General features: G+C 66.0%; 22 protein-coding genes and 1 pseudogene. 8 read left to right on the forward strand and 15 right to left on the reverse strand.

Going from position 1 to position 25692, the window contains the following annotated elements:
• Positions 1 to 383: 383 nt before the first annotated feature.
• On the forward strand, positions 384 to 1565 hold the full coding sequence (locus J2Y55_RS07845; RefSeq protein WP_310150227.1) for a pyridoxal-phosphate-dependent aminotransferase family protein: 1182 nt from the start codon (positions 384 to 386) through the stop codon (positions 1563 to 1565).
• A gap of 166 nt (positions 1566 to 1731) precedes the next feature.
• Here the strand turns inward: J2Y55_RS07845 and J2Y55_RS07850 are convergent, their stop codons facing one another.
• From J2Y55_RS07850 to J2Y55_RS07870, 5 genes and pseudogenes are all read right to left on the reverse strand, one after another.
• A complete protein-coding gene (locus tag J2Y55_RS07850) occupies positions 1732 to 2652 on the reverse strand; it encodes an amidohydrolase family protein (protein ID WP_310150229.1) in 921 nt (306 codons plus the stop codon).
• A complete protein-coding gene (locus tag J2Y55_RS07855) occupies positions 2645 to 3931 on the reverse strand; it encodes an MFS transporter (protein ID WP_310150233.1) in 1287 nt (428 codons plus the stop codon). The genes J2Y55_RS07850 and J2Y55_RS07855 overlap by 8 nt, the downstream gene beginning before the upstream one ends.
• A 126-nt stretch (positions 3932 to 4057) precedes the next feature.
• Positions 4058 to 4927: a helix-turn-helix domain-containing protein gene (locus tag J2Y55_RS07860; protein ID WP_310150236.1), complete on the reverse strand. Its 870-nt coding sequence runs from the start codon at positions 4925 to 4927 to the stop codon at positions 4058 to 4060.
• Between the two features lie 521 nt (positions 4928 to 5448).
• On the reverse strand, positions 5449 to 6186 hold the full coding sequence (locus tag J2Y55_RS07865; protein WP_310150239.1) for a LysR family transcriptional regulator substrate-binding protein: 738 nt from the start codon (positions 6184 to 6186) through the stop codon (positions 5449 to 5451).
• Between the two features lie 86 nt (positions 6187 to 6272).
• Positions 6273 to 6665, reverse strand: a pseudogene (locus J2Y55_RS07870) (LysR family transcriptional regulator); the annotation flags it as partial.
• Here J2Y55_RS07870 and J2Y55_RS07875 point away from each other — a divergent pair.
• Together J2Y55_RS07875 and J2Y55_RS07880 are read left to right on the forward strand one after the other, a co-directional pair.
• The gene (locus J2Y55_RS07875) at positions 6561 to 7151 is read left to right on the forward strand and encodes a GNAT family N-acetyltransferase (protein ID WP_310150243.1); all 591 of its coding nucleotides are present in this window, start codon (positions 6561 to 6563) and stop codon (positions 7149 to 7151) included. The pseudogene J2Y55_RS07870 and the gene J2Y55_RS07875 sit on opposite strands and share 105 nt — an antisense overlap.
• Entirely contained in the window at positions 7148 to 8329 is a 1182-nt protein-coding gene (locus J2Y55_RS07880) for an MFS transporter (protein ID WP_310150245.1), read from the forward strand. Before J2Y55_RS07875 ends, J2Y55_RS07880 begins: the two co-directional genes overlap by 4 nt.
• On the opposite strand, the gene J2Y55_RS07885 is transcribed toward J2Y55_RS07880, so the two are convergent.
• Positions 8298 to 9002, reverse strand: coding sequence for a hypothetical protein (locus J2Y55_RS07885; RefSeq protein WP_310150251.1), 705 nt, complete (start codon positions 9000 to 9002; stop codon positions 8298 to 8300). The genes J2Y55_RS07880 and J2Y55_RS07885 overlap by 32 nt on opposite strands.
• Positions 9003 to 9087: 85 nt before the next feature.
• Positions 9088 to 10440 (reverse strand): methyl-accepting chemotaxis protein, encoded by a 1353-nt coding sequence (locus J2Y55_RS07890; RefSeq protein ID WP_310150254.1) that lies wholly within the window; start codon positions 10438 to 10440, stop codon positions 9088 to 9090.
• A 282-nt stretch (positions 10441 to 10722) separates the two neighbouring features.
• Here J2Y55_RS07890 and uvrA point away from each other — a divergent pair, with 282 nt between their 5' ends.
• The gene (gene uvrA, locus J2Y55_RS07895) at positions 10723 to 13677 is read left to right on the forward strand and encodes an excinuclease ABC subunit UvrA (RefSeq protein ID WP_404978848.1); all 2955 of its coding nucleotides are present in this window, start codon (positions 10723 to 10725) and stop codon (positions 13675 to 13677) included.
• A 257-nt stretch (positions 13678 to 13934) separates the two neighbouring features.
• Here the strand turns inward: uvrA and J2Y55_RS07900 are convergent, their stop codons facing one another.
• Positions 13935 to 14297, reverse strand: coding sequence for a YidB family protein (locus tag J2Y55_RS07900; protein ID WP_310150258.1), 363 nt, complete (start codon positions 14295 to 14297; stop codon positions 13935 to 13937).
• A 79-nt stretch (positions 14298 to 14376) separates the two neighbouring features.
• Complete coding sequence (locus J2Y55_RS07905; RefSeq protein WP_310150262.1) at positions 14377 to 14655, reverse strand: PsiF family protein; 279 nt, start codon at positions 14653 to 14655, stop codon at positions 14377 to 14379.
• A gap of 278 nt (positions 14656 to 14933) precedes the next feature.
• Here J2Y55_RS07905 and J2Y55_RS07910 point away from each other — a divergent pair, with 278 nt between their 5' ends.
• Positions 14934 to 15761, forward strand: a complete 828-nt coding sequence (locus J2Y55_RS07910) for an arylamine N-acetyltransferase family protein (protein WP_310150264.1) — start codon at positions 14934 to 14936, stop codon at positions 15759 to 15761.
• A gap of 817 nt (positions 15762 to 16578) precedes the next feature.
• Here the strand turns inward: J2Y55_RS07910 and J2Y55_RS07915 are convergent.
• The gene (locus J2Y55_RS07915) at positions 16579 to 17472 is read right to left on the reverse strand and encodes a dienelactone hydrolase family protein (RefSeq protein WP_310150268.1); all 894 of its coding nucleotides are present in this window, start codon (positions 17470 to 17472) and stop codon (positions 16579 to 16581) included.
• 507 nt (positions 17473 to 17979) lie between these two features.
• On the opposite strand from J2Y55_RS07915, the gene J2Y55_RS07920 reads away from it, so the two are divergent.
• Together J2Y55_RS07920 and trmFO are read left to right on the forward strand one after the other, a co-directional pair.
• Positions 17980 to 18135, forward strand: coding sequence for a DUF1127 domain-containing protein (locus J2Y55_RS07920; RefSeq protein ID WP_082358930.1), 156 nt, complete (start codon positions 17980 to 17982; stop codon positions 18133 to 18135).
• 224 nt (positions 18136 to 18359) lie between these two features.
• On the forward strand, positions 18360 to 19772 hold the full coding sequence (trmFO, locus tag J2Y55_RS07925; RefSeq protein ID WP_310150277.1) for a methylenetetrahydrofolate--tRNA-(uracil(54)-C(5))-methyltransferase (FADH(2)-oxidizing) TrmFO: 1413 nt from the start codon (positions 18360 to 18362) through the stop codon (positions 19770 to 19772).
• Between the two features lie 127 nt (positions 19773 to 19899).
• Here trmFO and J2Y55_RS07930 read toward each other — a convergent pair whose 3' ends face one another.
• From J2Y55_RS07930 to yajC, 5 genes are all read right to left on the reverse strand, one after another.
• Positions 19900 to 20808 (reverse strand): phytoene/squalene synthase family protein, encoded by a 909-nt coding sequence (locus J2Y55_RS07930; RefSeq protein ID WP_310150280.1) that lies wholly within the window; start codon positions 20806 to 20808, stop codon positions 19900 to 19902.
• Positions 20809 to 20910: 102 nt separating this feature from the next.
• Positions 20911 to 21288: an Mth938-like domain-containing protein gene (locus J2Y55_RS07935; protein ID WP_310150284.1), complete on the reverse strand. Its 378-nt coding sequence runs from the start codon at positions 21286 to 21288 to the stop codon at positions 20911 to 20913.
• Positions 21289 to 21372: 84 nt separating this feature from the next.
• Complete coding sequence (gene secF, locus J2Y55_RS07940; protein WP_310150287.1) at positions 21373 to 22326, reverse strand: protein translocase subunit SecF; 954 nt, start codon at positions 22324 to 22326, stop codon at positions 21373 to 21375.
• Between the two features lie 29 nt (positions 22327 to 22355).
• Positions 22356 to 23966, reverse strand: coding sequence for a protein translocase subunit SecD (gene secD, locus J2Y55_RS07945; RefSeq protein ID WP_310150290.1), 1611 nt, complete (start codon positions 23964 to 23966; stop codon positions 22356 to 22358).
• Positions 23967 to 24021: 55 nt separating this feature from the next.
• Positions 24022 to 24291: a preprotein translocase subunit YajC gene (yajC, locus tag J2Y55_RS07950; RefSeq protein WP_310150695.1), complete on the reverse strand. Its 270-nt coding sequence runs from the start codon at positions 24289 to 24291 to the stop codon at positions 24022 to 24024.
• Positions 24292 to 24620: 329 nt separating this feature from the next.
• Between yajC and J2Y55_RS07955 the strand changes: the two genes are divergently transcribed.
• Entirely contained in the window at positions 24621 to 25514 is an 894-nt protein-coding gene (locus tag J2Y55_RS07955) for an ATP-binding protein (protein WP_310150293.1), read from the forward strand.
• Positions 25515 to 25692: the final 178 nt, after the last annotated feature.

Genomic DNA, 25692 nt, shown 5'->3' on the forward strand with positions numbered 1-25692 from the left:
GGACACAAACCGCCGCGACCCCCCGGGCACCCTCATCTTGGGATAGCCAATTGTTACCCCCTGTTGCATTTGCAACACGCAGCAACAGCCGGTGTCCTTGCCTCCATGCATCCTCACCGGCTCACGAGCAGGCTTCAAAAATGTGGGGCGATCCTGCCCTCGCTCTTTGATGAGAGCGGCGCCCCTGCCAACCCGGCATTCCAGCCCTGCGTGACGCGAACAATTGCGCTGTTGCGTCCGCGCGCAATCCGGCTCTCATCACAAAAAGAGAGCAAATCGATGCAAAAAACCGGTTTCCCCTTTTTCGCATCCTGCTCTAAGGCCATCGCCAATCATCGGCCCTGCGCGCCAGGACAGCCGGGCAAGATATTGGGGATTTCGAGATGAGCGTCGCAAACGGCCGGGCTTTCCTGGCGACTCCAGGCCCGACCAATATTCCCGACCGGGTTCTCCAGGCGATGATGCGCCCGGCCGAGGAGCTCAGCTCGACGACGATCGTCAACCTCACAGAAACGGTGCTCGACGACCTCAAGAAGATCTTCCGCACCACCGGCGAAACCTTCGTCTACACCGCCAACGGCCATGGCGGCTGGGAAGCAGCCCTGACCAATGTGCTCTCGCGCGGCGACAAGGTGCTGGTGCTGGCGAGCGGGCGCTTCGCCGTCGGCTGGGGCGAGATGGCGCGCTTCATGGGCGCCGATGTCGAGGTCCTCGCCGGCACCTGGCGCCGCGCGGTCGATCCCGCCGCCGTCGAGGAACGTCTGCGGCAGGACACGAAGCACGAGATCAAGGCCGTGCTGATGGTCCAGATCGACACCGCCTCGGGCGTCGTCAACGACGTGCCTGCGGTGCGCAAGGCGCTGGATGCCGCCGGCCACCCGGCCTTGTTCATGGTCGACGGCGTCGCCTCGGTCGGCTGCATGCCCTTCGAGATGGATGCCTGGGGCATCGACGTTGCCATGTCGGCCTCGCAGAAGGGGCTGATGTCCTCGCCCGGCCTCGCCTTCGTCGCCGCCAATGAGAAGGCGATGCAGGCCCATCAGAGCGCGACGATGAAGACGCTCTACTGGGACTGGTCCTCCCGCATGAACACGCTGGCCTATATGAAACATTGCGGCACGGCGCCGGAGCACCTGCTCTTCGGCCAGCGCGCCGCGCTCGACATGATCCTGAGCGAGGGGCTGGAGGCGGTCTGGAAGCGCCATGAATTGCTCGCCGGCGCGACCCATGCGGCAGTGTCGAAATGGATCGAGGGTCAGGCGCTGGCCTTCAACATCCCGGAACCCGCGCAGCGCGCGCCCTCGGTCACGACGATCCTGACGCAAGGTGTCGAGGCCGCGACGATCACCGACCATGCCCGCGACGTCTGCGGCGTGACGCTGGGTCTCGGCATCGGCGACCTGACCGGAAAAGCCTTCCGCATCGCCCATATGGGCCATGTCAACGCGCCGATGGTGCTGGGCGCGCTCGGCGCCGTCGAGATGACGCTACAGGCCAAGGGCATCCCCCATGGCAGCGGCGGCGTCGCGGCGGCGGTGGCGTTCCTGGCGGAAGGCGTGCGCTGAACGGGGTTTTGCTCCTGTTGGAGCGGTTTCCATTCGCGTTGCCCCGTCATTGCGAGCGCAGCGAAGCAATCCAGGGGCCGTCGAGCGAGCCTTCCTGGATTGCTTCGTCGCTCACGCTCCTCGCAATGACGATCAAGCCCTGCGGCGAACGATCTGGCCTGGCGGCTCAGCCCCCGGCAGACCCGGCCGGGACGACGCCCTCAAAGCCATAGAGCCTGTGCGCATTGTCGACGAAGACGCGCTTGCGCGCCGCCTCGTCCGGCACCCACTCGGCCAGGAGGTCGAGAAGGTCGCCGACATTCATCATCGCTTGCCAATGCGCGACATGGGGCCAGTCCGAGCCCCAGACGCAGCGCTCGGGCGCCGCCTCGTGCAGCAGCCGGGCGAAGGGAATGGTGTCCGCATAGGGCGGCCCCTCGAGGGTGTTGCGATAGGCGCCCGAGAGCTTGACCCAGCCGCCATCGCGCAGGAGCGAGAGCAGCGTCTGGAAACCCGGATCGTCGAGGCCGCGCGAGACCGGGAAATGGCCCCAATGGTCGACCACGAAGGGCACCGGCAATGTCCCCAGCCTCGGCGCGAGCGGGACGAGATCGCGCGCATCGATCAGGAATTGCAGATGCCAGCCCATCTCGCGGGCGAGCGCCGCATAGGCGTCGAGCTGCTCGAAGCCGATGCCGCCGCCATAGAGGATGTTGAGCCGGAGGCCGACGATGCCGGCCTCCTTCAGCTCCGCGAGATCGCGGTCCCGCAGGCCGAGCGGGATGACGGCGATGCCGCGCAGCCTGTCGCGATGGGCCTTCAGGGTCTCGAGCGTCAATCGGTTGTCGGTGCCATGCACGCTGACCTGGACCAGCACGCCATAGCTCATGCCGGTGGCGTCGAGCATGGCAAGATAGCGGTCCACTGTCGCCTCCGGCGGGGTGTAGCTGCGGCTGTCCACGAAGGGATAGGCTGGCGGCAGGCCGATGACATGGGCGTGGCTGTCGACCGCGCCTGGCGGCACGCGATAACGCGTCGGCCCATGCGGGCGAGGATCGGGGCCCGGACATGCCGGAGCCCGATCCTGATTGGTGCCAGCCTCACGCATCGGCATGGAGCACCTTGCCGCGGGTTTCGGGCAAAGCATAGGCCGCCGCGAAGAACACCACATAGGCGATGACGGCGAAGATGCAGATCGCATTGGCGAGCGTCGTGGTCTGCGAGAGATAACCGACGAGAAAGGGGAAAAGCGCCCCCATGCCGCGCCCGAAATTATAGCAGAAGCCCTGCCCCGAGCCGCGCAGCCTTGTGGGATAGAGCTCGGTCAGGAACGCGCCCATGCCGGAGAAATAGCCGGAGGCGAAGAAGCCGAGCGGGAAGCCGAGCACCCACAGCACCTCGTTCGAGAGCGGCAATTGCGTATAGGCCGCGACGACCGCGATCGCGCCGAGCGAGAAGACAAGGAAGAGGTTCCTGCGGCCGAACCTGTCGGCATACCAGGCCCCGACGAGATAACCGGCGAAGGAGCCGACGATCAGCGCCGCGAGATAGCCGGTCGAGCTGACGATCGAGAGCTTGCGCTCGGTCGTCAGGAAGCGCGGCACCCAGAAGGTGATCGCGTAATAGCCGCCCTGGCAGCCCATCGAGACAAGGGAGGCGAGGACCGTGACCTTCAGGATCGGGCCCTGGAAGATTTCGAGGATGGAGGGGCTCTCCCCCTTGGCGGCGACCTTGGCGCGCGTTTCCGCCGCGACCTCGGGCTCCTTCACATAGGCGCGCAGATAGAGCACCAGCAGCGCCGGCAGCGCACCGATCGCGAACATCCAGCGCCAGGCCTGTTCGGGCGGCAGGTAGGAGAACAGGGCAGCCTGCGCCAGCACGGCGAGGCCCCAGCCGACAGCCCAGCCCGATTGCACGGAACCCACGGCGCGGCCGCGATACTGCGCCCGGATGGTCTCGCCCATCAGCACGGCGCCGGCCGCCCATTCGCCGCCGAAGCCCAGGCCGAGCAAGGCGCGGCAGATCAGGAGCTGGTCGAAATTCTGCGCGAAGGCGCATAGCAGCGAGAAAAACGAGAACCAGATGATCGTGAGCTGGAGCGTCCGCACCCGGCCGATCCTGTCAGCGAGATAGCCCGCGCCCCAGCCACCGAGCGCCGAGGCCAGCAAGGTCACCGTGCCGGCGAGGCCAGCAGTACCGGGATCGACGTTCCAGAGCTGGATGATCGTGCCGATCACCAGCGGGTAGATCATGAAATCCATGCCATCGAGGGCCCAGCCGGTGGCGCAGGCCCAGAAGGTGCGCTTCTCCGGGACGGTCATGTCCTTGTAGAAGCCGGTCAGGCTCGTATCCTCGATCGGAACGATCGTTGTTGGCGTCGTCGACATTCTTGCCTCCCTTGCCTCGCCTTCGGTCGGGCGAGCGCTGAAGCGGGACGATGTTGCGATGCCGCCGGGAATGTCTGCCGGAAAACAGGCGCGCGGCGCGCGGAAACCGGCGATTCTGTCAGAAAATCACTCTTCGCCGCGCTTGAGGCGCCGAAAGCGCGCCGGGCTCAAGCCAGTGATCGTCCGGAACGCCGTCCCGAGATGGGATTGCGAGGAGAAGCCGACGGCGAGCGCGATCTCGGCGATCGTCATCCCGGATTCGCAGAGAAGATCTCCGGCCGCCTCGACCCGTTGCTCGACGACGAAGCGATGCGGCGTCTGGCCGGTGGAGCGCTTGAAGCTGCGGATGAAGGCGGAGGGGCTGAGGCCTGAGAGTTTCGCCATGTCGGAGAGCGTGATGTCCCGCCCCGGATCGGCGCGGACGAAATCCGCGATCCGCGCACGCATGCCAGCGTCGAGATCGCGGGGGTGCTCGCCTGATGCGCTGCTCGGGGCGGCGTAACGGTCCGACAGATGCAGCGCCAGCGTATAGGCGAGCTGCTCGGCCAGCAGCGATTGGCCGGAATGGGCGGCTTCACTGGCCTCGACCAGCCGCTGCGCGGCCAGGGACAGAAACGGGTCGTCGACGTCCCAGGCCCGGTCCATCAATTCGATCGGCGTCGACCTGCCCTGGCCGGCCCCGACATCCCGGAGCAACGCATCGCCCAGATAAAGCAGCAGCAGCTTTCCGGATGGGACATCGGGAACGGCGTCGACGAAGACTTTGCGTCCCGGCTGCCCGATGCGGAAGCGCCCGGCCGCAACGCGGCCATCACGACGGACCCGGCCGTCCTCGATCAGCACATGACGGCGCACATCATAGAGGGTGATCGCGACGGTCGCGACGGGCAGCTCGCCATAATCATAGAGATGCGGGCCCGTGACCTCGCTCAGCGCCGCGGCAAACCCCGTCTTCGACCACAGGTCGACGAGTGCCGACTGCCTGCGGCCGGTCACGAACTCCGCGTGCCGAACTGGATCTAGCCTCATGGGAAACAAACCGGCTTCAGACGATCGGCGACTTTCCGCATACAAGCGCCGCAACCGCAAGAGAGCGCTGCGAAGAGCGCAGATTCCGCGGTTGACGCGATCGGCAGTCGGCTCCCCCCTCGAACCGCTTTGGAAGCTTCAGCCCTCATCCTGAGGAGCCGCGAAGCGGCGTCTCGAAGGATGCTCCAGCAGGCACGGGAGCCTCCTGGAGCATCCTTCAAGACGCGCTCCTGCTGAGCGCAGCTCAGAGGCTGGCCGATCATGTGAGCAAGGATTTCAGTCGGGTTGGAATTTCGTCTTGAAACGCGTCGTCATCCCGGGCGACTGCAAGGAGACCCGGGATCCATGCCGGAGCGTTGCCTGGTTAGGCTCCGGCATGGATCCCGGATCTCCGCTTCGCTGCGTCCGGGATGACGGCGCGTTTTTCCTTGGCGTTCAAGCTTTTGAAAACAGCGGCATCGTTATCGGCCGGCCCTCAGGATGAGGGCTCAGGAGGTTTCCCGCCCTTCGCCCGCGAGCCCTCCCTCGACGCCTTGAGCCCCCTCCGACAGCGACTTCAGCGCCTTGACCGTCTCCCTGAGGCCGCGATGCAAGAGCTTGTCGCGGCGGATCACCACCGCGAGCATGCGATGCAATCGCGGCGAGAGCGGGCGCGTCACGAAGCTCTCCCGGTTCTTGTCCTTGCTCACGGCCATCCCCGGCAGCACGGCACAGCCGAGCCCCGCGCCGACCATCTCCTTGATCGCCTCGACGCTGCCCAGCGACATCACCGGCTTCAAGGCTACGCCGCCCCGCGCGAACCATTCATCGGCGATCCGCCTCGTATTGCCGCCGGGTTCGTAGAGCAGCACCGGCAGGCCCGACAGCACTGCCGCCGTGACGCGCGCGGGCAGGCGCATCTCGGGCGGCGCGATCACGACGAATTCGTCCTCCAGGACCGGCGTGATCTCGAGGATGCGGCCGGAGACCGGCAGCGAGAGCAGGCCGACATCGAGCAGATTCTCGTCGATCGCCTTGACCATGTCCGAGGTATTGCCGGTGCTGACCGTGATCTCGAGCGTGGGGAAGCGCCGGCGCAGTTCGCGCAGGATCGGCGGCAGCAGGAAGGTGCATGCGGTCGCGCCGGTGCCGAGCCGCACCCGCCCCATCGCTCCTGTGGCGTGCCGGGCCATGCCGTCGCGCGCAGCCGACACCACGGCCTCGATCTGGCCGGCATGGCCGAGCAATTCGACGCCAGCCGCAGTGGGCCGTGCCCGGGTCCGACGCGTTCGATCAGCACCACGCCGAGACGGCGTTCGAGCTGGCGGATCTGCAGGCTCACCGCCGGCTGGCTCAGATTCAGCTTGTCGGCGGCAGCGGTGAAACTGCCGAGCGCGATGACGTCGCAGAAGGTCTGAAGCTGGTCGAGATTGAAGTCGCGCATGCCCAAGGGCTTCCGTTGCCAAGAGCTCCTCTTACCAAAGAATTTCTCATGCTTTGCATAATTGGCAAAAGCTTCTTTTATCGAACGCGCTCCGGCACTGTGACCCGGTCGCTTGGACAAGCCCCTGAGGCCAGCCCTGCCCCACAAGATCGGCCGCGCCCGGCCGGAGGAGAATCCGTGAGAAACCTGGAATTGCATGAAGCCGCGGCCAGCCGGCCGGCGCTCCTCGTTCGGGATGCGGTCGAGGCCGACATGGCAGCCGTGCTGGCAATCTATACCCATCACGTCCTGCACGGGCTGGCGAGCTTCGAGGAGACGCCGCCCGGCATCGACGAATTGCTGGTGCGCCGCGCCGCCGTGCTGGAGCTCGGCCTGCCCTATCTCGTCGCCGAGCTCGACGGCAGGGTCGCCGGCTATTGCTACGCTACCGCCTATCGCCCCCGGGCGGCCTATCGGCACACCATTGAGGATTCCGTCTATGTCGACGACGGGCTCAGTGGGCGCGGCATCGGCACGGCGCTGCTCGCAGCCTTGATCGCCCGCTGCGAAGCCGGCCCCTGGCGGCAGATGCTCGCCAATATCGGCAATAGCGGCAATGCCGGTTCGATCGCGCTGCACCGGCGCTTCGGATTCGAGCCCGCCGGCACCTTGCGCTCCGTCGGCTTCAAACTCGGCCAGTGGGTCGATACCATCCTGATGCAGCGCCCCCTGGCCACCGGCGACAGCACGCTTCCCGCGATCGGCTTCAGGTTAGAACCCAGCTCTTGATCCCGCGCCGGACCACCCTTTGCCTTGGCCTGTCGCAGCTCATCTCCTGGGGCATCTCCTACTATCTGATCGGCAGCTTCGGCGAATTGATCGCCAAGGATCTCGGCTGGTCGGGCGCTGTCGTCTATGGCGGCTTTTCTGCCGCGCTGTTGGTGATGGGCCTGACCTCGCCCGTCGTCGGACGCCTGGTCGACCGTCATGGCGGCCTGCCCGTGATGATGGCGGGCACGCTGCTCAACGCCGCCGGCTGCGCCGGGCTCGCTTTCGCCGAGACGGTGCCAGCCTATTACGCCGCCTGGATCTGCCTCGGCCTGGCGATGCGCCTGACGCTCTATGACGCCGCCTTCGCGGCGCTGGCCCGGATCGGCGGGCCGCAGGCGCGCGGCCCGATCGCGCAGATCACGCTGCTCGGTGGGCTCGCCTCCACCCTGTTCTGGCCTGTTGGCGCCGCGCTTGCCGCGCATCTCGGCTGGCGCGGCGCGCTCCTGGTCTATGCCGGCATCGCGCTGCTCTCCGCACCGCTTTATCTGGCTATCCCGAACCGCCGCTACCAAAACCCCGTCCCGCGCGGCGCCACGACCGAGCAGCGCCCCCTCGCCTCCAGCCCGCGCGACATCGCGATCGCCGGTGCGCTCTATGCGGCGATCGCCACCTTCGCCAATTTCCTCAATGCCGGCATGTCCGCCCATATGATCGGCATCCTGGCTGGGCTGGGCCTCGCCGCCTCGGTCTCGGTCTGGATCGCCACGCTGCGCGGCGTCGGCCAGTCGCTGGCGCGCCTCTGCGAGGTCCTGTTCGGCCGGCGGATCGAGCCATTGACCCTCAATCTCATGGCCTGCGCGCTGCTGCCGTTCTGCTTCGTCGCGGGCCTCGCCAGCGGGCACTCCGCCATCGCGGCCTTCGCCTTCGCCTTCTGCTACGGCGCCGGCAACGGCATCCTGACGATCACGCGCGGCACCTTGCCCTTGCTGCTCTTCGACCACCGCAGCTATGGCAGCGTCGTCGGCAGGCTGCTCGCGCCGAGCTTCTTCCTCTCCGCCACCGCGCCGGTCGTCTACGCTTCCGTCATCCGGCATTTCGGCGAGACGGGAGCGCTCTATCTGTCGATCGCCATCGCCGTCCTCATGCTGATCGCGGCGGCCCTGCTCAGGCTGCGCTTCCGGCCGCCGCCGGCTTGAGGCCGCTAGCCGCATCGCGTTCGGCGACGAACGCGGCCAGGCGACGGGCGCGCTTGGCAACCGCCGCGTCGGGACTGGCGGCCAGACGCGCGAAAGCCTCCTGCCGACCGGCGAGATGCTGGCGGTTGGTCAGGAGCTGCAACGCCGCCTCGCAGCCTTCGGGAGTGCCGGCATCGATCTCGCGCCGCAGCCGGGCCTCGATCGGTCCGGGCGGCAGCTTCGAGAGCAAGGCCGTATGGAGACCGTTGAAGCGCTGGCTGGCCGCGAACCAGAGATCGAGGATCCAGTCGGCATCCTGTTCCGTCACATGCGGCGACAACGCCAGCCGCGCCGTCTCGGTCTCCAGCGCCTGCCAGCGCAGCGCATCGCCATGCGGCAGCCGCCAGAGTGCTCTTAAATCAGGCAGAGGCCTGCGGGCGCGCTCGCCCAGCCAAGCGCGGTTGCCGGCTGCCGCCTTGCCCTGTCCGCCGGCCCAATGGCCGATCGCCCGGATCGCCAGCACGCGCAGCCCCCACCACGGGCAGGCGAGCGCGGCCTCGATCTCGCTGCGCGCCGCCGGCGTCTCCTCCTGTTGCGCGAGCAGGCGCAAGCGGGCGGAAAGTTCGCTCGGCAGGCTCGCCCGGTGCGGCGGGCGCATCAATGCGTGGAAATCCGGTTGCGGCTTCGCCTTCATCGCCTTGTCGTATCGCTGCCCCCGCAGCCGCAGCGATCATGCGTCGATCTCGAGCAGAAGCAAGCGGTCAGGTGGCAGCGGCAGGCTAGGTGACAGCCAGCCAGCCGACGAAATCGCCGATATCGCTGTCGAGCTCCACAGAGGTCGACCTGAGTTGCTTGGCCAGGTCGCGCGCCTGTCCGGTCGTCTCATGCAGGATGCCGACCGCATTTTTGACAATGCCGGCGCTCGTCATGGTTCCTTCCGCGATCGTCGAGACCTCCGCAGCATCGCCATAAATCAGCGCTGTGGCAGCGCTCTGCTTTGAAGCCAGTTCCGAGATCGACCGCATCTCCGTTTCCATCTCGCGAATTGTCGCGGAGATCGATTTCACCTCGAGGATGGAGCCGTTTGCGATCGCCTGCAGAGCGGTGATCTGTGCGGAGATATCCCTGGTCGCCAATTCCGTCTGGCCGGCCAGGGCCTTCACTTCGCCGGCGATCACCGCAAAGCCGCGGCCTGCCGGACCCGCCCGCGCGGCCTCGATGGCGGCATTGAGCGCCAGGAGATTGGTTTGCGCCGCGATGGCCGCGATCATGCCGACGACGGAGCCGATCTGGTTTGCACCCGCGCCAAGGCTTTCGACATTGGCGGAGAGCCTGAGCGCGTCGGCGACGCCACGGACGGCGATGTCCCGGTTCCGCTCCATCGTGCTGCCGATCTCCGCGGCGGCCATCGAGAGCTCTTCCGTCGCCGAGGCGGTCACGGCTGCGCTTTCCCGGGTCCGGCGCGCCGCCGAGCTGACCTCGGTGGTTTCGTGGGCCGCAGCCTCGCTCATCTGCGAGGCGCGATCGGCGCTTTTGAGAAAACGGTCGGATGACTCGTAGACGGCCTGATTCAGCTCGCGCATTTTCGTCTGGAAATCGACGGCGCCCTCAGCGAGGCGCATTTGTCGCGCGGCGCTATCATCCGAAAGCTTCTGCTGCTCCAGGGCGATGGTCGTATTGATATCCAGCGTGAAGACCCGCCCGACGATCTCCATGTCGCGCGCCATTCCTGCCGGCGAGAAACGGTTTTTCCGGGCCAGCACCAGCGCGATCGGCTCGAGCAGACGCATCGCGATCGACAGGCGCGACCGGGCGCCGAGCGAGGATTCAATCTCGATATTGCGGAACCTGACGACTGACGCGACGTATTCCTCGTCGAAATTCGCAGCGAACAACACGCTGAAATGGCTCGAAGCACAGGCAACCATTTCGTCCATTCTGGTCGAAATATCCGCCGCCTTGTCAGCATGGACGGACAGAGCCCGTGCGTAATCAAGGTAACACAGCCTCTCGATATTCTTCTCGACAACCGGTTTCAGTCGCCGGAGGAGCGACCGTGTCTTGCTATCGAGTGTGAACATCGGCAGACGTTTGCCGATCTCATGCCTGACGATTTCGATGAGGGCTGTCACAGGACGGCCAGACGGTTGGATACTGAAGCAGAGACTACGCGGCAATTTCCTTAACGGCTCGTTACGGATCGCGCCGATCGGCAAAGTCGATCGCCCGAACCCTCAGTCATGCAGTGGCCGGCCAGGTCGTAGCGGGGTGACTCGGCGCTGCTGACAGCTGTTGTCAGGAGAACGGCTGCGGAACAGGGCCTTGCATGCTAATCATGCCCGGCGCGCGAAGCAGGGGCTCGTATGGCCCGGCATTTGCCCTATCTCTACCGCTTACCCGAACCGGACGCCCCCATGGCCCGCAAGTCTTCCCTCGCCGACCAGGCCGCTGCGCTTGAGGATATGTTCGACGCCAACCGCAAGGTCGATTCGCGCGTGATTTCCGTGCGCGGCGCGCGCGAGCATAACCTCAAGAATGTCGACCTCGCGATTCCGCGCGACAAGCTCGTCGTCTTCACCGGACTGTCGGGCTCGGGCAAGTCGTCGCTCGCCTTCGACACGATCTATGCGGAGGGCCAGCGCCGCTATGTCGAGAGCCTCTCGGCCTATGCCCGCCAGTTCCTCGAGATGATGCAGAAGCCCGATGTCGACCAGATCGACGGGCTCTCGCCGGCGATCTCGATCGAGCAGAAGACGACCTCGAAGAACCCGCGCTCGACGGTCGGCACCGTCACCGAGATCCACGACTATATGCGCCTGCTCTGGGCACGGGCCGGCATTCCCTATTCGCCCGCGACCGGCCTGCCGATCGAGAGCCAGACCGTGCAGCAGATGGTCGACCGCCTGACCGAATTGCCGGAGAAGACGCGCGGCTATCTGCTCGCACCGGTGGTGCGCGGCCGCAAGGGCGAGTACCGCAAGGAGATGGCCGAGTGGCTGAAGCGCGGCTTCCAGCGCGTCAAGGTCAATGGCGAGTTCTTCGAGATCCCCGACGCGCCCGCGCTCGACAAGAAGTTCAAGCACGACATCGACGTCGTGGTCGATCGCATCGTGATCAGGCCCGATCTCGGCGCCCGCCTCGCCGACTCGCTGGAGCAGGCGCTGGAGCTCGCCGACGGCATCGCCGTCTTCGAATATGCCGATGAGAAGGCCGAGAATGGCGAGGCCAGGCGCGTCACCTTCTCCTCGAAATTCGCCTGCCCGGTCTCCGGCTTCACCATCCCCGAGATCGAGCCGCGCCTGTTCTCGTTCAACAACCCCTTCGGCGCCTGCCCGGCCTGCGACGGGCTCGGCCATGAGATGCGCATCGATCCCGAGATGATCGTGCCCGATCACGCGCTCTCCCTGAAGAAGGGGGCGATCGCGCCCTGGGCCAAGTCGACCTCGCCCTATTACGGCCAGACGCTCGACTCGCTCGCCAAGCATTTCGGCTTCTCGATGACGAAGCCCTGGAGCGAATTGCCGGAGAAAGCCAGGACATCGATCCTGTTCGGCACCGGCACCGAGCCCGTGCGCTTCGCCTATAATGACGGCCTGCGCGCCTATGAGGTGAAGAAGCCCTTCGAGGGCGTCATCACCAATATGGAGCGGCGCTGGAAGGAGACGGAGTCGGACTGGGCCCGCGAGGAGATCGGCCGCTTCATGTCCGAGACGCCGTGCAAGGCCTGCGACGGCTTCCGCCTCAAGCCCGAGGCGCTGGCGGTGAAGATCGACATGCGCCATATCGGCGAGATCTCGCGGCTTTCGGTCAAGGACGCGCTCGAATGGGTCAGCGCCCTGCCCTCGCGCCTGTCGAAGAAGCAGAACGAGATCGCCCCGCGCATCCTCAAGGAGATCCGCGACCGCCTGACCTTCCTGCTCGATGTCGGCCTCGAATACCTGACGCTCGCACGCGGCTCCGGCACGCTCTCGGGCGGTGAGAGCCAGCGCATCCGGCTGGCCAGCCAGATCGGCTCCGGCCTCACCGGCGTGCTCTATGTGCTGGACGAGCCCTCGATCGGCCTGCATCAGCGCGACAATGAGCGCCTGCTCGGTACGCTTCGTCGTCTCAGGGACCTCGGCAACACCGTCATCGTCGTCGAGCATGACGAGGACGCGATCCTGACCGCCGACTATGTCGTCGATGTCGGACCCGGCGCCGGCATCCATGGCGGCGAGATCGTCGCCAAGGGCACGCCGCAGGACATTCTCGACAACCCGGACTCGCTCACCGGCCGATATCTCACCGGCGAGCTCTCGGTCGCGGTGCCCGACAAGCGCCGCAAGGCCCAGAAGGGCCGCTCGCTCAAGATTGTCGGCGCGCGCGGCAACAACCTCAAGGATGTCACGGTCGAGATCCCGCTCGGGCTGTTCACCTGCATCACCGGCGTCTCCGGCGGCGGCAAGTCGACGCTCGTCATCGACACGCTCTACAAGGCGGTGGCGCGCAAGCTCAACGGCGCGATCGACCACCCTGCCCCGCATGAGCGCATCGAGGGCATCGAGCTGCTCGACAAGGTCATCGACATCGACCAGTCGCCGATCGGCCGCACGCCGCGCTCCAACCCGGCGACCTATACCGGCGCCTTCACGCCGATCCGCGAATGGTTCGCCGGCCTGCCCGAGGCGAAGGCGCGCGGCTATCAGCCCGGCCGCTTCTCATTCAACGTGAAGGGCGGCCGCTGCGAGGCCTGCCAGGGCGACGGCGTCATCAAGATCGAGATGCACTTCCTGCCCGATGTCTACGTCACCTGCGATGTCTGCAAGGGCAAGCGCTACGACCGCGAGACGCTCGAGGTGAAATACCGCGAGAAGTCGATCGCCGATGTGCTCGACATGTCGGTCGAGGAGGCAAAAATCCTGTTCAAGGCCGTGCCCTCGATCCGCGAGAAGATGGAGACGCTGCACCGTGTCGGGCTCGACTATGTCAAGGTCGGCCAGCAGGCCACGACGCTCTCAGGCGGCGAGGCCCAGCGCGTCAAGCTCTCGAAGGAGCTCTCCAAGCGCGCCACCGGCCGCACCCTCTACATCCTGGACGAGCCGACCACCGGCCTGCACTTCCACGATGTCGCCAAGCTGATGGAGGTGCTGCACGAGCTGGTCGAGCAGGGCAATTCCGTGGTGGTGATCGAGCACAACCTCGAAGTCATCAAGACCGCCGACTGGATCATCGACATGGGCCCCGAAGGCGGCGACGGCGGCGGCGAGGTCGTGGCCCAGGGCACGCCGGAGGATGTGGTGCGGATCGGCAAGGGCCATACCGCGCGCTTCCTGAAGGAGGTGCTGGCGCGGCGGCCGATCAAGAAGGGCGCGCGGCAGGCGGCGGAGTAGGACACCTCCGACTCGCGCCTCCCGGCGCTCCGCCAGCCCCTCATCAACCCCTGCGGAACGCAGGCAGGTTTTAGCGCGGGTTCTGCCCTTCTCCCCTCGCGGGAGAAGGTGGATCGGCGAAGCCGAGACGGATGAGGGGGCGCTGTGTGCTTTCCACGTGGCGAACACGACGCTGACCGGACAGGGCACGGCGCCCCCTCATCCGGCGCTGCGCGCCACCTTCTCCCGCCAGGGGAGAAGGGAAGCGAGCCCCCCGCTCAAGCGTGCGGCTGCAACGCCCCGTTCGGGCTCAGCGCATTGATCAGCGTCGGCAGATGGGCGGCGAGGAAGCCGGCCACCTCGTCGGGCGAGCGGTTGAAGGTCGAGGCGATCTTGCCGATGATAGTGTCGCCGAGCGCCGCCTCGATCTGATCCGCTGTCACAGGCTGGTTGGCGCCGCTGCCCAGCCAGGACGCGACCTGCGGGCCCAGCCCCGAGGCTTGCAGTTTCTCAAGCAGGCCCTGCAGCGAGCCGAGGCTGGTGCTGGCCAGAGCCTTCGACAGCAATTCGGGCAGCAGCTGCGCCTCCGCCTGTTCGACGAGGCCGCCAAGCGCGCCCTTCAACCCATCAAGCAAACTCATCTCGCCCCACCCCTTTCTGGAAACCTCGAAAGGCCCGGCGCCGCGAGACGGCGCGCGGGCCAGGCTCAGGCTATTTTACTCAGGCCTTCTTGCAGGCGTCGCGGAATTTCTTGCGCTCCTTGCCGTGCAGCCCCTTCTGGTCGGCTTGCGCCGAGCATTCCTTGGACTTCGCCGTCCGCGTCGCGGGAGCCGCAGCAGCGGGCTTGGCAGCAGCGGGAGCCGTGGTCGTGGCAGGCGCGGTCATCGCCGGCTTGGCGGCGGGCGTCGCCGGTGTGGCGGGCGTCGTCTGCGCACCGGCAAACGACATCGTCATCAGAAGCAGACCGGCCGCGCCTGAGAGAATTGTGAAGTGTTTCATGATGAACCTCGCTGCGGTGGGCCCCTGCCCCGGCAGATCCAGTCAAGGGATGACTGAAAAGAGGCCGAATTCAGGCGCGTGTGAATTGTTCGGACACAGTCATCGCGCCCGGCTTGCTACCGCAACGGAAGTTTTCGTCAGGCGGATACTTGGTTAGGCCAGCCTCGCCCAGCGGGCCCGCTCGCACCCATGATTTGCGCAAGGCCGCCGCAAGGCGCAATCCTCCCCGGCGCCCCCGACTCGCCGCAGCCGGGGACGATGTAACCGACGAGACGACCATGCCTCAAAGCGCCGCCCTCTCCGCCCCAGACCTCACCGCCTATCTCGCCCGGATCGGCTATGACGGCGCGGTCGCCCCGACGCGCGCCGCGCTGAACGCGCTGCACCTCCTGCACCCGCAAGCGATCCCCTTTGAGAATCTCGACCCGCTTTCGGGCCGCACGCCTCCGCTCGACCTGCCGGCGCTGGTCGCGAAACTCGTGCATTCCCGGCGCGGCGGCTATTGTTTCGAGCAGAATACGCTGTTCAAGGCGGTGCTGGAGGCCTTCGGCTTCACGGTCGTGCAGATGTCGGGCCGCGTCATGCTCGGCAAATCCGAGGAGGCGCAGGTCGCGCGCACCCACAAGGTGCTGCGCCTGACCTGCGAAGGGCAGGACCTGCTCTGCGATATCGGCCTCGGCGGCCAGGTGCTGACCGGCCCGATGCACCTCGTCCCCGAAATCGAGCAGCCAACCCCGCACGAGCCCTACCGGCTCGACCGCGCCAGTGAGATCTGGTGGCTGCGCGCAAAAGTCGCCGGCGAATGGCGCCTGCTCTATCGCTTCACCCTCGACGAGACCTGGCCGATCGACGACCAGGTCGCCAACCATTATGTCGCGACCCACCCCGCCTCGCATTTCACCTATAGCCTGATCGCCGCCCGCGTGCTGCCGCAAGGCCGGCTCGCTTTGCTGAACCGCCGCTTGACGGAGCACCGGCTGGGCGAGCCGTCGATCATCCAGGAGATCGCGGATGACGACGCGCTCAGGGCCGTGCTGGCGCAGCGCTTCGGGATCGCGGTCGAGGATGAGGCCTGGGCGAAGGCGGTTGGCAATATCGCGGGGTGAGCGCGGGCGCCGCGTCCGTCATGGTCGCCCTTGTGGCAGCCATCCGCGTCTTCGCCGGTCAAAGGCAGCGTTCAAGACATGGATGCTCGGGACAGGTCCGAGCATAACGGGAAGAGCCCGGACGCAGCGCCTTGCCCGAGCGTAGCGGGATGAGCGGCGCCACATTCCCGCGAGCCAGGTTCAAGGCTGCGGAGCAGCACCGGGGCGGAGAAAAGTAGCAGCGAGATTATTCGGCAATGCCTTTGCGGCAGGGGTAGGCAATTGCGGGTTTGCACAAGTGTCCGCGGCACCCTAAGGTTGCATTGATGCGGTAGACACCATCTAGACATAAGGGTGACTTCAGAATGAAGTCTATTTCAGTGCTCGGCATCGCATCGCTTTGCAGCATCGGCCTGTCATCGATGGCTTTCGCCCAGTTTGGCGGGACACCTCAGGAATGCCGGACGTTCAGGGACCGAGTCTCATGCGCTTGCGCGCTCGAGAATGGCGGGAGCGTCTATCCCGACCCTCACCGGCCCGGCCACATGCGCTGGCGGTCGGCAAAGCGCGGGACCCCGGCGCATATGGCCTTCATGAACTGCACCAGTATGAGAAGCTTCCGCTGAAGGGCGCAGCGGGGCCCCGGATTGCTCCGCAGGGCTCGCTGCCGAGCAAGCGGACTGCCATCGACTTTCCCGTCATGGTCGCCCTTGTGGCGACCATTCACGCCTTCGCCTGTCGAAGGCAGCGTTCAAGACGTGGATGCTCGGGACAAGCCCGAGCATGACGGAAAGGACACGGGACGAAGAGGAGAAGCCCTCTCAGACCATCCCCAGGCTCACGCCACCCCGTAGGTCTTGAACCAGGCGAGCATTCGGGCCCAGCCGTCATCGGCCGCTGCCTTGCGGTAGCTCGGGCGGTAATCGGCGTGGAAGCCGTGCGGCGTGTCCGGATAGATCACGATCTCGACCGTCTTGCCGGCCGCCTTGGCGGCGTCACGCTGCTTCTCGACATCGGCCACCGGGATGCCGGTATCGGCGGCGCCGTAGAGGCCCAGCACCGGCGCCTTGATCTCGCCGACCACATCGGCCGCCGTCTTGGGCTGGATGTCGCTGCGGTTGCCGCCGAGCGGACCGTACCAGGCGACGCCGGCCTTCAGCGCCGGGCTATGGGCGCAGTAGAGCCAGACGCCGCGCCCGCCGCGGCAGAAACCGGTGACGCCGAGCTTCTGGATATTGCCCTTCGAGCTGGCCGCGGCCCAGGCCACGGTCGCGTCGAGGTCCGACAGCATCTCGGCGTCGGGCTTCTTTGCGATCACGTCGCGCACGATCTGCTGCACGTCGGTCATCTTGGTGAGGTCGCCCTGCCGGGCAAAAAGCTCGGGCGCGACGGCGCAGTAGCCGAGCTTGGCGAGGCGGCGGCAGGTGTCCTTGATATATTCGTGGACGCCGAATATCTCCTCGATCACGAGGATGACCGGGAACGGCCCTGCCCCGCTCGGCATGGCCCGGTAGCCCGGCATCATGCCGTCGCTGGTCGGGATCTTGACCTCGCCGGCCTCCAGCCCCGTCGCATCGGTGGAAATGGTCTGGCCCTGCACCACGGTGGTGGCTGCGGTGAAGCCGGTGACCAGCCCGCTCATGACGAAGCCGCGGCGCGAGAAGGGCTCGCGCACGAGCCCGTCCAGGCCCTCCAGCAGGGGTTTGGCGGCTTTCGCGCTGGTGCTGCTCATCATGGCGGTTCCTCGCATGTCGGAAGGGGCGGCAGAGTGCGGCGGCGCGGGTGGACTGCCAAGGGGCCGAATCGGCGCAATCGGGCGCAAATGGTCACAGCTGCGTGATCGCAAGGCCGTCGATCGCGGAAAGCGCGAATCTTTTCGCGCAAAACCAACTGCTTGGGCGCCACTCCCCTTGCGTCAGCCCGTCGACCCGGTCCTCACGCATGGACTGAGCAGGCGCAACATGCCCACAAAGGAGGCAAAGCAGCGATTTGTTAACGGCCGATCGCTCGAATGGCGATCGAATAGGCAGAATCAAACCGCCTCGGATGGCCTTGCCAGACCCTCACCGCGGGACAACGCCCGATTTATGAAGCATTTCTTAAATCGACATGCGCAAAGCGCATAACGGAACTGATCTGGCGCCTCTGTTTCAGGCAAGGATGCTCCCATATATGCAGTGCACAACGAATTCATCGCTGTCAGGGCCAAAAGGCCCCGAAAAAACCGAGGACTTTCACCATGTTCGTCACCATGATTGCTGCCAAGATCCGCTCTTATCTTCGTTACCGTGAGACCGTTCGCGAGCTGTCGCGTTTGACCGACCGCGAGCTGGACGATCTCGGCCTGTCGCGTTCGGAAATCGCTTTCGTCGCGCGGACCCACGCCGCCGTCTGAGCCTTCACGGCTTCTACAAGTAGTTCTCCCGGGTTCGTGTCCTCCCCTCGGACCTGGTCGAAGAGCGAATGCCCGCTTTCGAGCGGGCATTTTGCATTTTGGGCCCTGCATGCGCCCTCATCGCAGCTTCGCGCTCGCGAAGAGCAGCAGTCGATTGCCAGATAAGCTCGACCAACACCGATCCGTCTCTTGACCGCGGGCGCCTGTGGCGACACATCGCTGGCATGACAGTCAAACCCATACACATCATCGGCGGTGGCCTTGCCGGTTCCGAAGCCGCATGGCAGATCGCGGAGGCCGGCGTGCCGGTCGTACTGCACGAGATGCGGCCGGTGCGCGGCACCGAAGCACACAAGACGGAAGGCCTGGCCGAGCTCGTCTGCTCCAATTCCTTCCGCTCCGACGATTCGCTCAGCAATGCGGTCGGGCAGCTCCACTGGGAGATGCGCCGGCTCGGCTCGGTGATCATAGCCAAGGGCGACGCGCATCAGGTGCCGGCCGGCGGCGCGCTCGCGGTCGACCGCGACGGTTTCTCGCAAGCCGTGACGGCTTCGCTGGAAGGCCATCCGCTGATCACGATCGACCGCGCCGAGATCGCCGGTCTGCCGCCTGCCGACTGGGACAATGTCATCATCGCGACCGGCCCCCTCACCTCGCCGGCGCTGGCGCAAGGCATCCAGTCGCTGACCGGCGAGGATGCGCTCGCCTTCTTCGACGCCATCGCGCCGATCGTGCATTTCGACTCGGTCGACATGGACCAGGCCTGGTTCCAGTCGCGCTACGACAAGGTCGGCCCGGGCGGCACCGGCGCCGACTACATCAACTGCCCGCTCGACCGCGACCAGTACGAGGCCTTCATCGATGCGCTGCTCGCCGCCGAGAAGACCGAGTTCAAGGAATGGGAGGGCACGCCCTATTTCGACGGCTGCCTGCCGATCGAGGTCATGGCCGAGCGCGGCCGCGAGACCTTGCGCTGGGGACCGATGAAGCCGGTCGGGCTGACCAACAAGCACAACCCGACGGTGAAGGCCTATGCGGTCGTGCAACTGCGCCAGGACAATGCGCTGGGCACGCTGTTCAACATGACCGGCTTCCAGACCAAGCTGAAATATGGCGAGCAGGCCGCGATCTTCCGGATGATCCCGGGGCTGCAGAACGCCGAGTTCGCCAGGCTCGGCGGCATCCACCGCAACACCTATCTGAACTCGCCAAAACTGCTCGACGAGCGGCTGCGCCTGAAGGCGGATCCGCGCCTGCGCTTCGCCGGCCAGATCACCGGCTGCGAGGGCTATGTCGAGAGCGCCGCGATCGGCCTGCTGGCGGGCCGCATGGCCGCCGCCGAGCGCCTCGGCCGCGAACTCGCTTTGCCGCCGGCGACGACGGCCCTGGGCGCGCTGGTCAACCACATCACCGGCGGCCATATCGTCACCATCGACGAGGGCCCGCGCTCCTTCCAGCCGATGAACATCAATTTCGGCCTGTTCCCGCATATCGAAGGCCAGGCGACGCATGGCCCCGACGGCAAGAAGCTGAAGGGCCCGGCCAAGAGCGTCGCGCGCAAGCACGCGCTGACCGCGCGGGCGAAAGCGGAGATGGAAGCCTGGGCCGGCGGGGTCGAGGTTCAGGCGGCGGAGTAAGGCTCGTCATGCTCGGGCTTGACCCGAGCATCTCATGCGAGAGATTCTCAGGTCTGCGCGGAGTTTATCCTTGGGCCGATCAAAGATCGGACCCGAGGGTTCCGCCCGAGAATGACGACAGCGACAGCTACCGCACCGCCTTCGCCGCCCGCCAGATCGTCCATTGCCGCTGCCAGGCCGGCAGCGCGATGATCGTGCGATAGGGGTCGTAGCCGCCGCGCTCCATGCGCTTGAGATAGGGCTCGACCAGCGCGACGGGCAGGAAGGCGGGTGCGACCGCCGAGGGCACCGTCTCGCGCATCTCGCGCAGCTTCTTGAGATGCTTGCGCGCGATCTCGCGCAGTTCCTTCAGCGAATAGAGCACGCCCGGCCCGCCGCGCCCGCGCACGATATCGTCGCGGGTCACGCCGTTACGGGCGAGGATATCGGCCGGGATATAGACCTGCCCTGCCGCCGAATGCCAGGGAAAGGCCCGCATCAGCCCGCACAGCGCATAAGCCACGCCGGCATGGCCGCAAGCCGCCGCGCCGCCCGGATCGGTGCCGTTGGCCAGCACGATCGAGGCGAGCCGGATCAGGGCGCTCGAGGTCTCCCCGGCATAGCCTTCAAGGTCGCGCAAGGACGGCATCGGATCGTCATAGAGATCGAAGATGCGCGCCTCGATCAGCCCGGTCAGCGGCGCGATCGGCAGACGGTAGCGCGCGACCGCGTCGAGCAACGCAGCCGCGATGGGGTGGGCCTGCCCCTCACGCTTCCCGCCCTGATCATTGGCCTGGTTTTCCAAAAGGTCGCGCCACCACTGCATGCGCACCTCACCTGGCAGCGGCTCGCTGACCAGCGCTCGCACGCGGGCGATCTCATGGCTGAAGGCATAGAGTGCAAACAGCGCCGGCCGCTGCGCCTCGGGCGCGTAAAGGGTCGCGATATAGCGATCGTGATCATGCTCGCGCACCAGTGCGGCACAATGCGCATAAGCCTCCGGCAAGGCCGGCATCACGGTCTTGGAACGATCGTCGGTCTGCGTCGTCTGCGGCATGGTTTCCGCCTTGGCCAGCTCTCGGAGGGAAGGCCTCGCTCAACGCTTAGTCTAGGCCCAGGATGGGGTGCGTGGCTATGCGTTCATCGTCATGGCAGACGCTCAATCAACCGCGATCAGCGCCGCAGCCACCCGCCGGTCCTCGCCGACCAGCACGTTGTAGGTCCGCGCCGCCGCCCCCGTCGCCATGCCCTCGATGGTGATTCCAGCCTCGCGGAACGGATCGCGCAGGGATGCCGGAATGAACGTGATGTCGAGCCCCGTCCCGATCAGCAGGAAATCGATGCCCTCGGCCTCGTCGAGGACCTGCTGCAGGCTCTCGCGCGTGATCTGGGCGAAAGTCGTCACCGGCCAGATCCGGATGCCCGCCGGCGTTGCCAGGATCGAGCCGCGATGGCTCATATCGGCGAAGCGGAAGCCGCCAGCCCCAAAAGCGTCGATCTGATGCCGGCCCGGAACGAAACCGTCGAAGCGCGCCATGATCGATCCATTCCAATCCAACCACGGCCCTCATCCCTCGAGGCGCCGCTCGCGGCTCCTCAGGGCGAGAGCTGAGGCGCGAAATCAGGCTTTGGCCTTGGCCTTTGTGGCGGCGGGCGCCTTTTCCTCGGCGCTCTCGGGACGGCCGAAGCGCACATCCATATAGAGCAGCACCGGCGTCGAGACGAACATCGCCGAATAGGTACAGACCACGACGCCAAACAGCATGACGAGCGCGAAACCCTCGATCGCCGTGCCGCCGAAGAAGACCAGCGCCAGCAGCGACAGGAAGGTCGTCGTCGCGGTCATCGCCGTGCGCGAGAGCGTCGAATTCACGGAAAGGTCGAGCAGTTCGTCGATCGGCATGGTCTTGTAGCGGCGCAGCAATTCGCGCGTGCGGTCGAACACCACCACCGTCTCGTTCAAGGAATAGCCGACGATGGTCAAGATCGCCGCGATCGAGGTCAGGTTGAACTCGAGCTGCGTGATCAGGAAGAAGCCGATCGTCAGGACGATGTCGTGCAGCGTGCCCAGGATCGCGCCGATGGCGAGCGGCATCTCGAAGCGGAACCAGAGATAGATCAGCACGCCGATGATCGCGAGCACGACGCCGAGCGTGCCGGCCTGAACCAGCTCGCCGGAGACGCGCGGGCCGACGGTCTCGACACGACGGAAATCGTAATTCGCGGAGAAGGCCTCGCGCGCCTTGACCACGACCGCCTGCTGGGCCGCTTCGCCGCCCGCCTGCAAGGCGAAACGCATCGAGATATCGCCGGCTGTACCGAATTCCTGCACCTCGGCCTCGCCGAAGCCCAGGCCATGGGCGGTCGAACGCACCTGCGCGATCTCGGCAGTGCCGTTCTTGGCCTGCATCTCGATCAGCGTGCCGCCCTTGAAGTCGATGCCGTAATTCAGGCCGACCGTCAGGAACAGCGCGATCACCAGCATGGAATAGGCGGCCGAGAGCGGGTAGCTGAAGCGCCGGAAACGGACGAATTTGAAGCGGGTATTGTCGGGGACGATGCGAAGCAGACGCATGCGCTATCTCCTGAAAAGGGTTGGCAGCGTCAGAACGGCAGATGCTTGGGACGGGCCCAGCGATACCACAGCGCAATCAGCATCCGCGTCAGCGTCACGGCCGTGATCACGGTCGTCAGGATGCCGAGGATGAAGACGACCGCAAAGCCGCGCACCGGGCCGGAGCCGAGCGAGAACAGCGCCACGGCCGCGATCAGCATGGTGACGTTGGAGTCGATGATGGTCGCAAAGGCGCGCTGGAAGCCGGCCTCCAGGGCCGAGACCAACGGGCGGCCCTGATGCTCCTCCTCGCGCATGCGCTCATAGATCAGCACGTTGGAATCGACCGCCGTGCCGATGGTGAGCACGATGCCGGCAATGCCCGGCAGCGTCATGGTCGCGCCCAGCACCGACATCAGCCCGAAGATCAGGCAGACATGGACGAGCAGCGCGATCGAGGCGATCAGCCCGAACACGCCATAGGTCGCGAGCATGTAGAGGATCACCAGCGCGGTTGCGATCAGGGTCGCGAGCTTGCCGGCATGAATCGAATCGGCGCCGAGGCCAGGGCCGACGGTGCGCTCCTCGACGATCGTCATCTTCGCCGGCAATGCGCCGGCACGCAGCAGGATGGCGAGATTATTGACGCTCTCGACGGTGAAGTTGCCCGAGATCTGGCCGGAGCCGCCGGTGATCGGCGACTGCACCACCGGTGACGAGATCACCTCGTCGTCGAGCACGATGGCAAGCGCGCGTCCCAGATTCTCGGTCGTCGCCTGGCCGAAGCGCTGCGCGCCGCGGATGTTGAAGCGGAAATTGACGATCGGCTGGCTGGTGCGGGAATCGAAGGCCGGCTGGGCGTCGATCAGATCGCCGCCCTCGACGATGACCTGCCGGCTGACCGGGATGCGCTGGCCGCCACTATCCTTCGAGGGCAGCATGTCGACATCGGTCGCGCCCGGCTCCGCCACGAAGCGGAACTGCAGTTTTGCCGTCTGACCCAGAATAGTCTTGAGATGCTGCGGGTCCTGCAGCCCCGGAACCTGGACGAGAATCCGGTCGATGCCCTGAAGCTGGATGCTGGGCTCGACCGTACCGTCGGGATCGATACGGCGGCGGATGACTTCGATCGCCTGTCCCGCAGCGCGGCGGATGCGCTCATTGATGCCCGCCTCGGTCACCGAGAGCTGAACCAGGCCGTCGGGCTGCTCCGTCACCTCAAGCGTGCTGTTGCTGGAGGGCCCGAAGGCGCCCAGCGTACCGACCGGCTGAGCAAGTTCGCGCAGCTTGGGCAGGAGCTTGGCGCGGTCGGCGGCCTCGGGAACGCGCACCTGCACGCCGCGCGCGATCGTGCCGATGCCGCCCTGGAAGCTGATGCGCTCCTCGCGCAGGATGCGGCGCAGATCGTCGCGCAGCTGCGTCACCTGGCTGCGGATCAGGTCGCTCCGGTCGATCTCGAGCAGCACATGCGAGCCGCCCTGTAGGTCGAGCCCGAGCACGACCGCGTGGATCGGCAGCAGAATGCGCGGAATCCAGGACGGCGCGCCGTTCTTGATCGCGTCTCGCGTCTGCTGGGAAAACAGGTTCGGCAGCGCAAGACCGCAACCGAAGAACAGCACGAGAAGGACGGCGATGACCTTGCGGGCCTGGAAACGAAGCATCTGCTTGAACAGCCTTGTTGTCGCGCGCCGGCTCGCTTTGGAGCCGGAGCGTCGTTCAGCTCTTGACCGGCTCGCCCTTGGCGCGCACTTCCGAGATCATGCCCTTGACCAGCCGGACGCGCACGCCCTCGGCGATCTCGGCCTCGATCTCGCCATCGTCGATGACCTTGGACACCTTGGCGACGATGCCGCCCGAGGTGACCACCGTATCGCCGCGGCGGACGTTCTTGATCATCTCCTGATGCGTCTTCACCCGCTTCTGCTGCGGGCGGATGATCAGGAACCACATGATGACGAAGATCAGAACGAACGGCACCAGCGACATCAGCACGTCGGAGGAACCGCCGCCGAGGCCTTGAGCGAAAGCAGGGGTGATCACGAATAGGCTCCTTCATCGCGGCGGCGCAAAAGGCCACCGGCCGCGGGGCGCGGCAAAAGCATCGTCAGGCTTGTCAAAATCGCGCGGACTATAGCCACGGACGCCGGTAAATCAATCTGAGACCGGCCGGTCACCCGGCCGCGTCCCCCACCTATGGGCTTGCCATCATTCGCGCAATGGCCTTGCGCTTTGCATCGAGGTGCAGTTTACCGGATTGTTGAACCGTACCGTCGGGTACGGCTGCTGCGGCTCACCTGTTTCAAGGCGCTTTCCAGATGACCGACACCGCTACCGACCAGACGCTTGCGACGCTCCTGCGCATCGCCTCCGCCCTGGAGCGCATCGCTCCCCCCGCCCGCAAACCGGCTGATCTGACAGTGGCCGACGCCTTCGTCTGGCATCCGGCCGGGGCGGAGCTTGCGCCCGTCGCCAGGGTCAACCGGGTGGCGCTCTCGCTGCTGCGCGGCGTCGACCGCGTCCGCGACACTTTGGCCGAGAACACCGAGCGCTTCGCGCGCGGCCTGCCCGCCAACAACGTCCTGCTCTGGGGCGCGCGCGGCATGGGCAAGTCCTCCCTGGTCAAATCGATCCATGCCGACACCAACACGCGGCTCAAGGACGAGAATGTGTCGTCAGGAATTCGGCCGCTGAAGCTGATCGAGATCCATCGCGAGGACATCGAGAGCCTGCCCGTGCTGATGGCCCTGCTGCGGGCGGACCCGCACCGCGCCATCGTGTTCTGCGACGATCTCTCCTTCGACGGCGACGACACCTCGTACAAATCGCTGAAGGCGGCGCTCGACGGCGGCGTCGAGGGGCGGCCCGAGAACGTCGTGTTCTACGCCACCTCGAATCGCCGGCACCTCATGCCCCGCGACATGATGGACAATGAGCGCTCGACCGCGATCAACCCGGGCGAGGCGATCGAGGAAAAGGTCTCGCTGTCGGACCGATTCGGCCTCTGGCTCGGCTTCCATAAATGCAGCCAGGACGAATATCTGGCGATGATCGACGGTTATGTCGGTCATTTCTGCCTGCAGGTCGCGCCCGAGGACTTACGTCGCGAGGCACTGGAATGGGCGACGACGCGCGGCTCGCGCTCCGGCCGCACCGCCTGGCAATACATCCAGGATCTGGCCGGCCGGCTGGGGAAGCGGCTGGAGGGGTAGCCGTTTGCCTTCTCCCCCATCAAAGTCGGCTGTTGCCGACTTTGACACTTTGGGTTGCCCATCTCGGGCAAGCCCGAGATAGGGGGAGAAGGAAAGGCAATAGCGGGGCGGCCTTTCCTGGGACCGCCCCGCCTTGTTCCGATCGGTGGGGTCTCGCGGGTACCGATCGAATTCCGGG

Source organism: Allobosea sp. BE125, assembly GCF_031456075.1.
GTDB lineage: Bacteria > Pseudomonadota > Alphaproteobacteria > Rhizobiales > Beijerinckiaceae > Allobosea.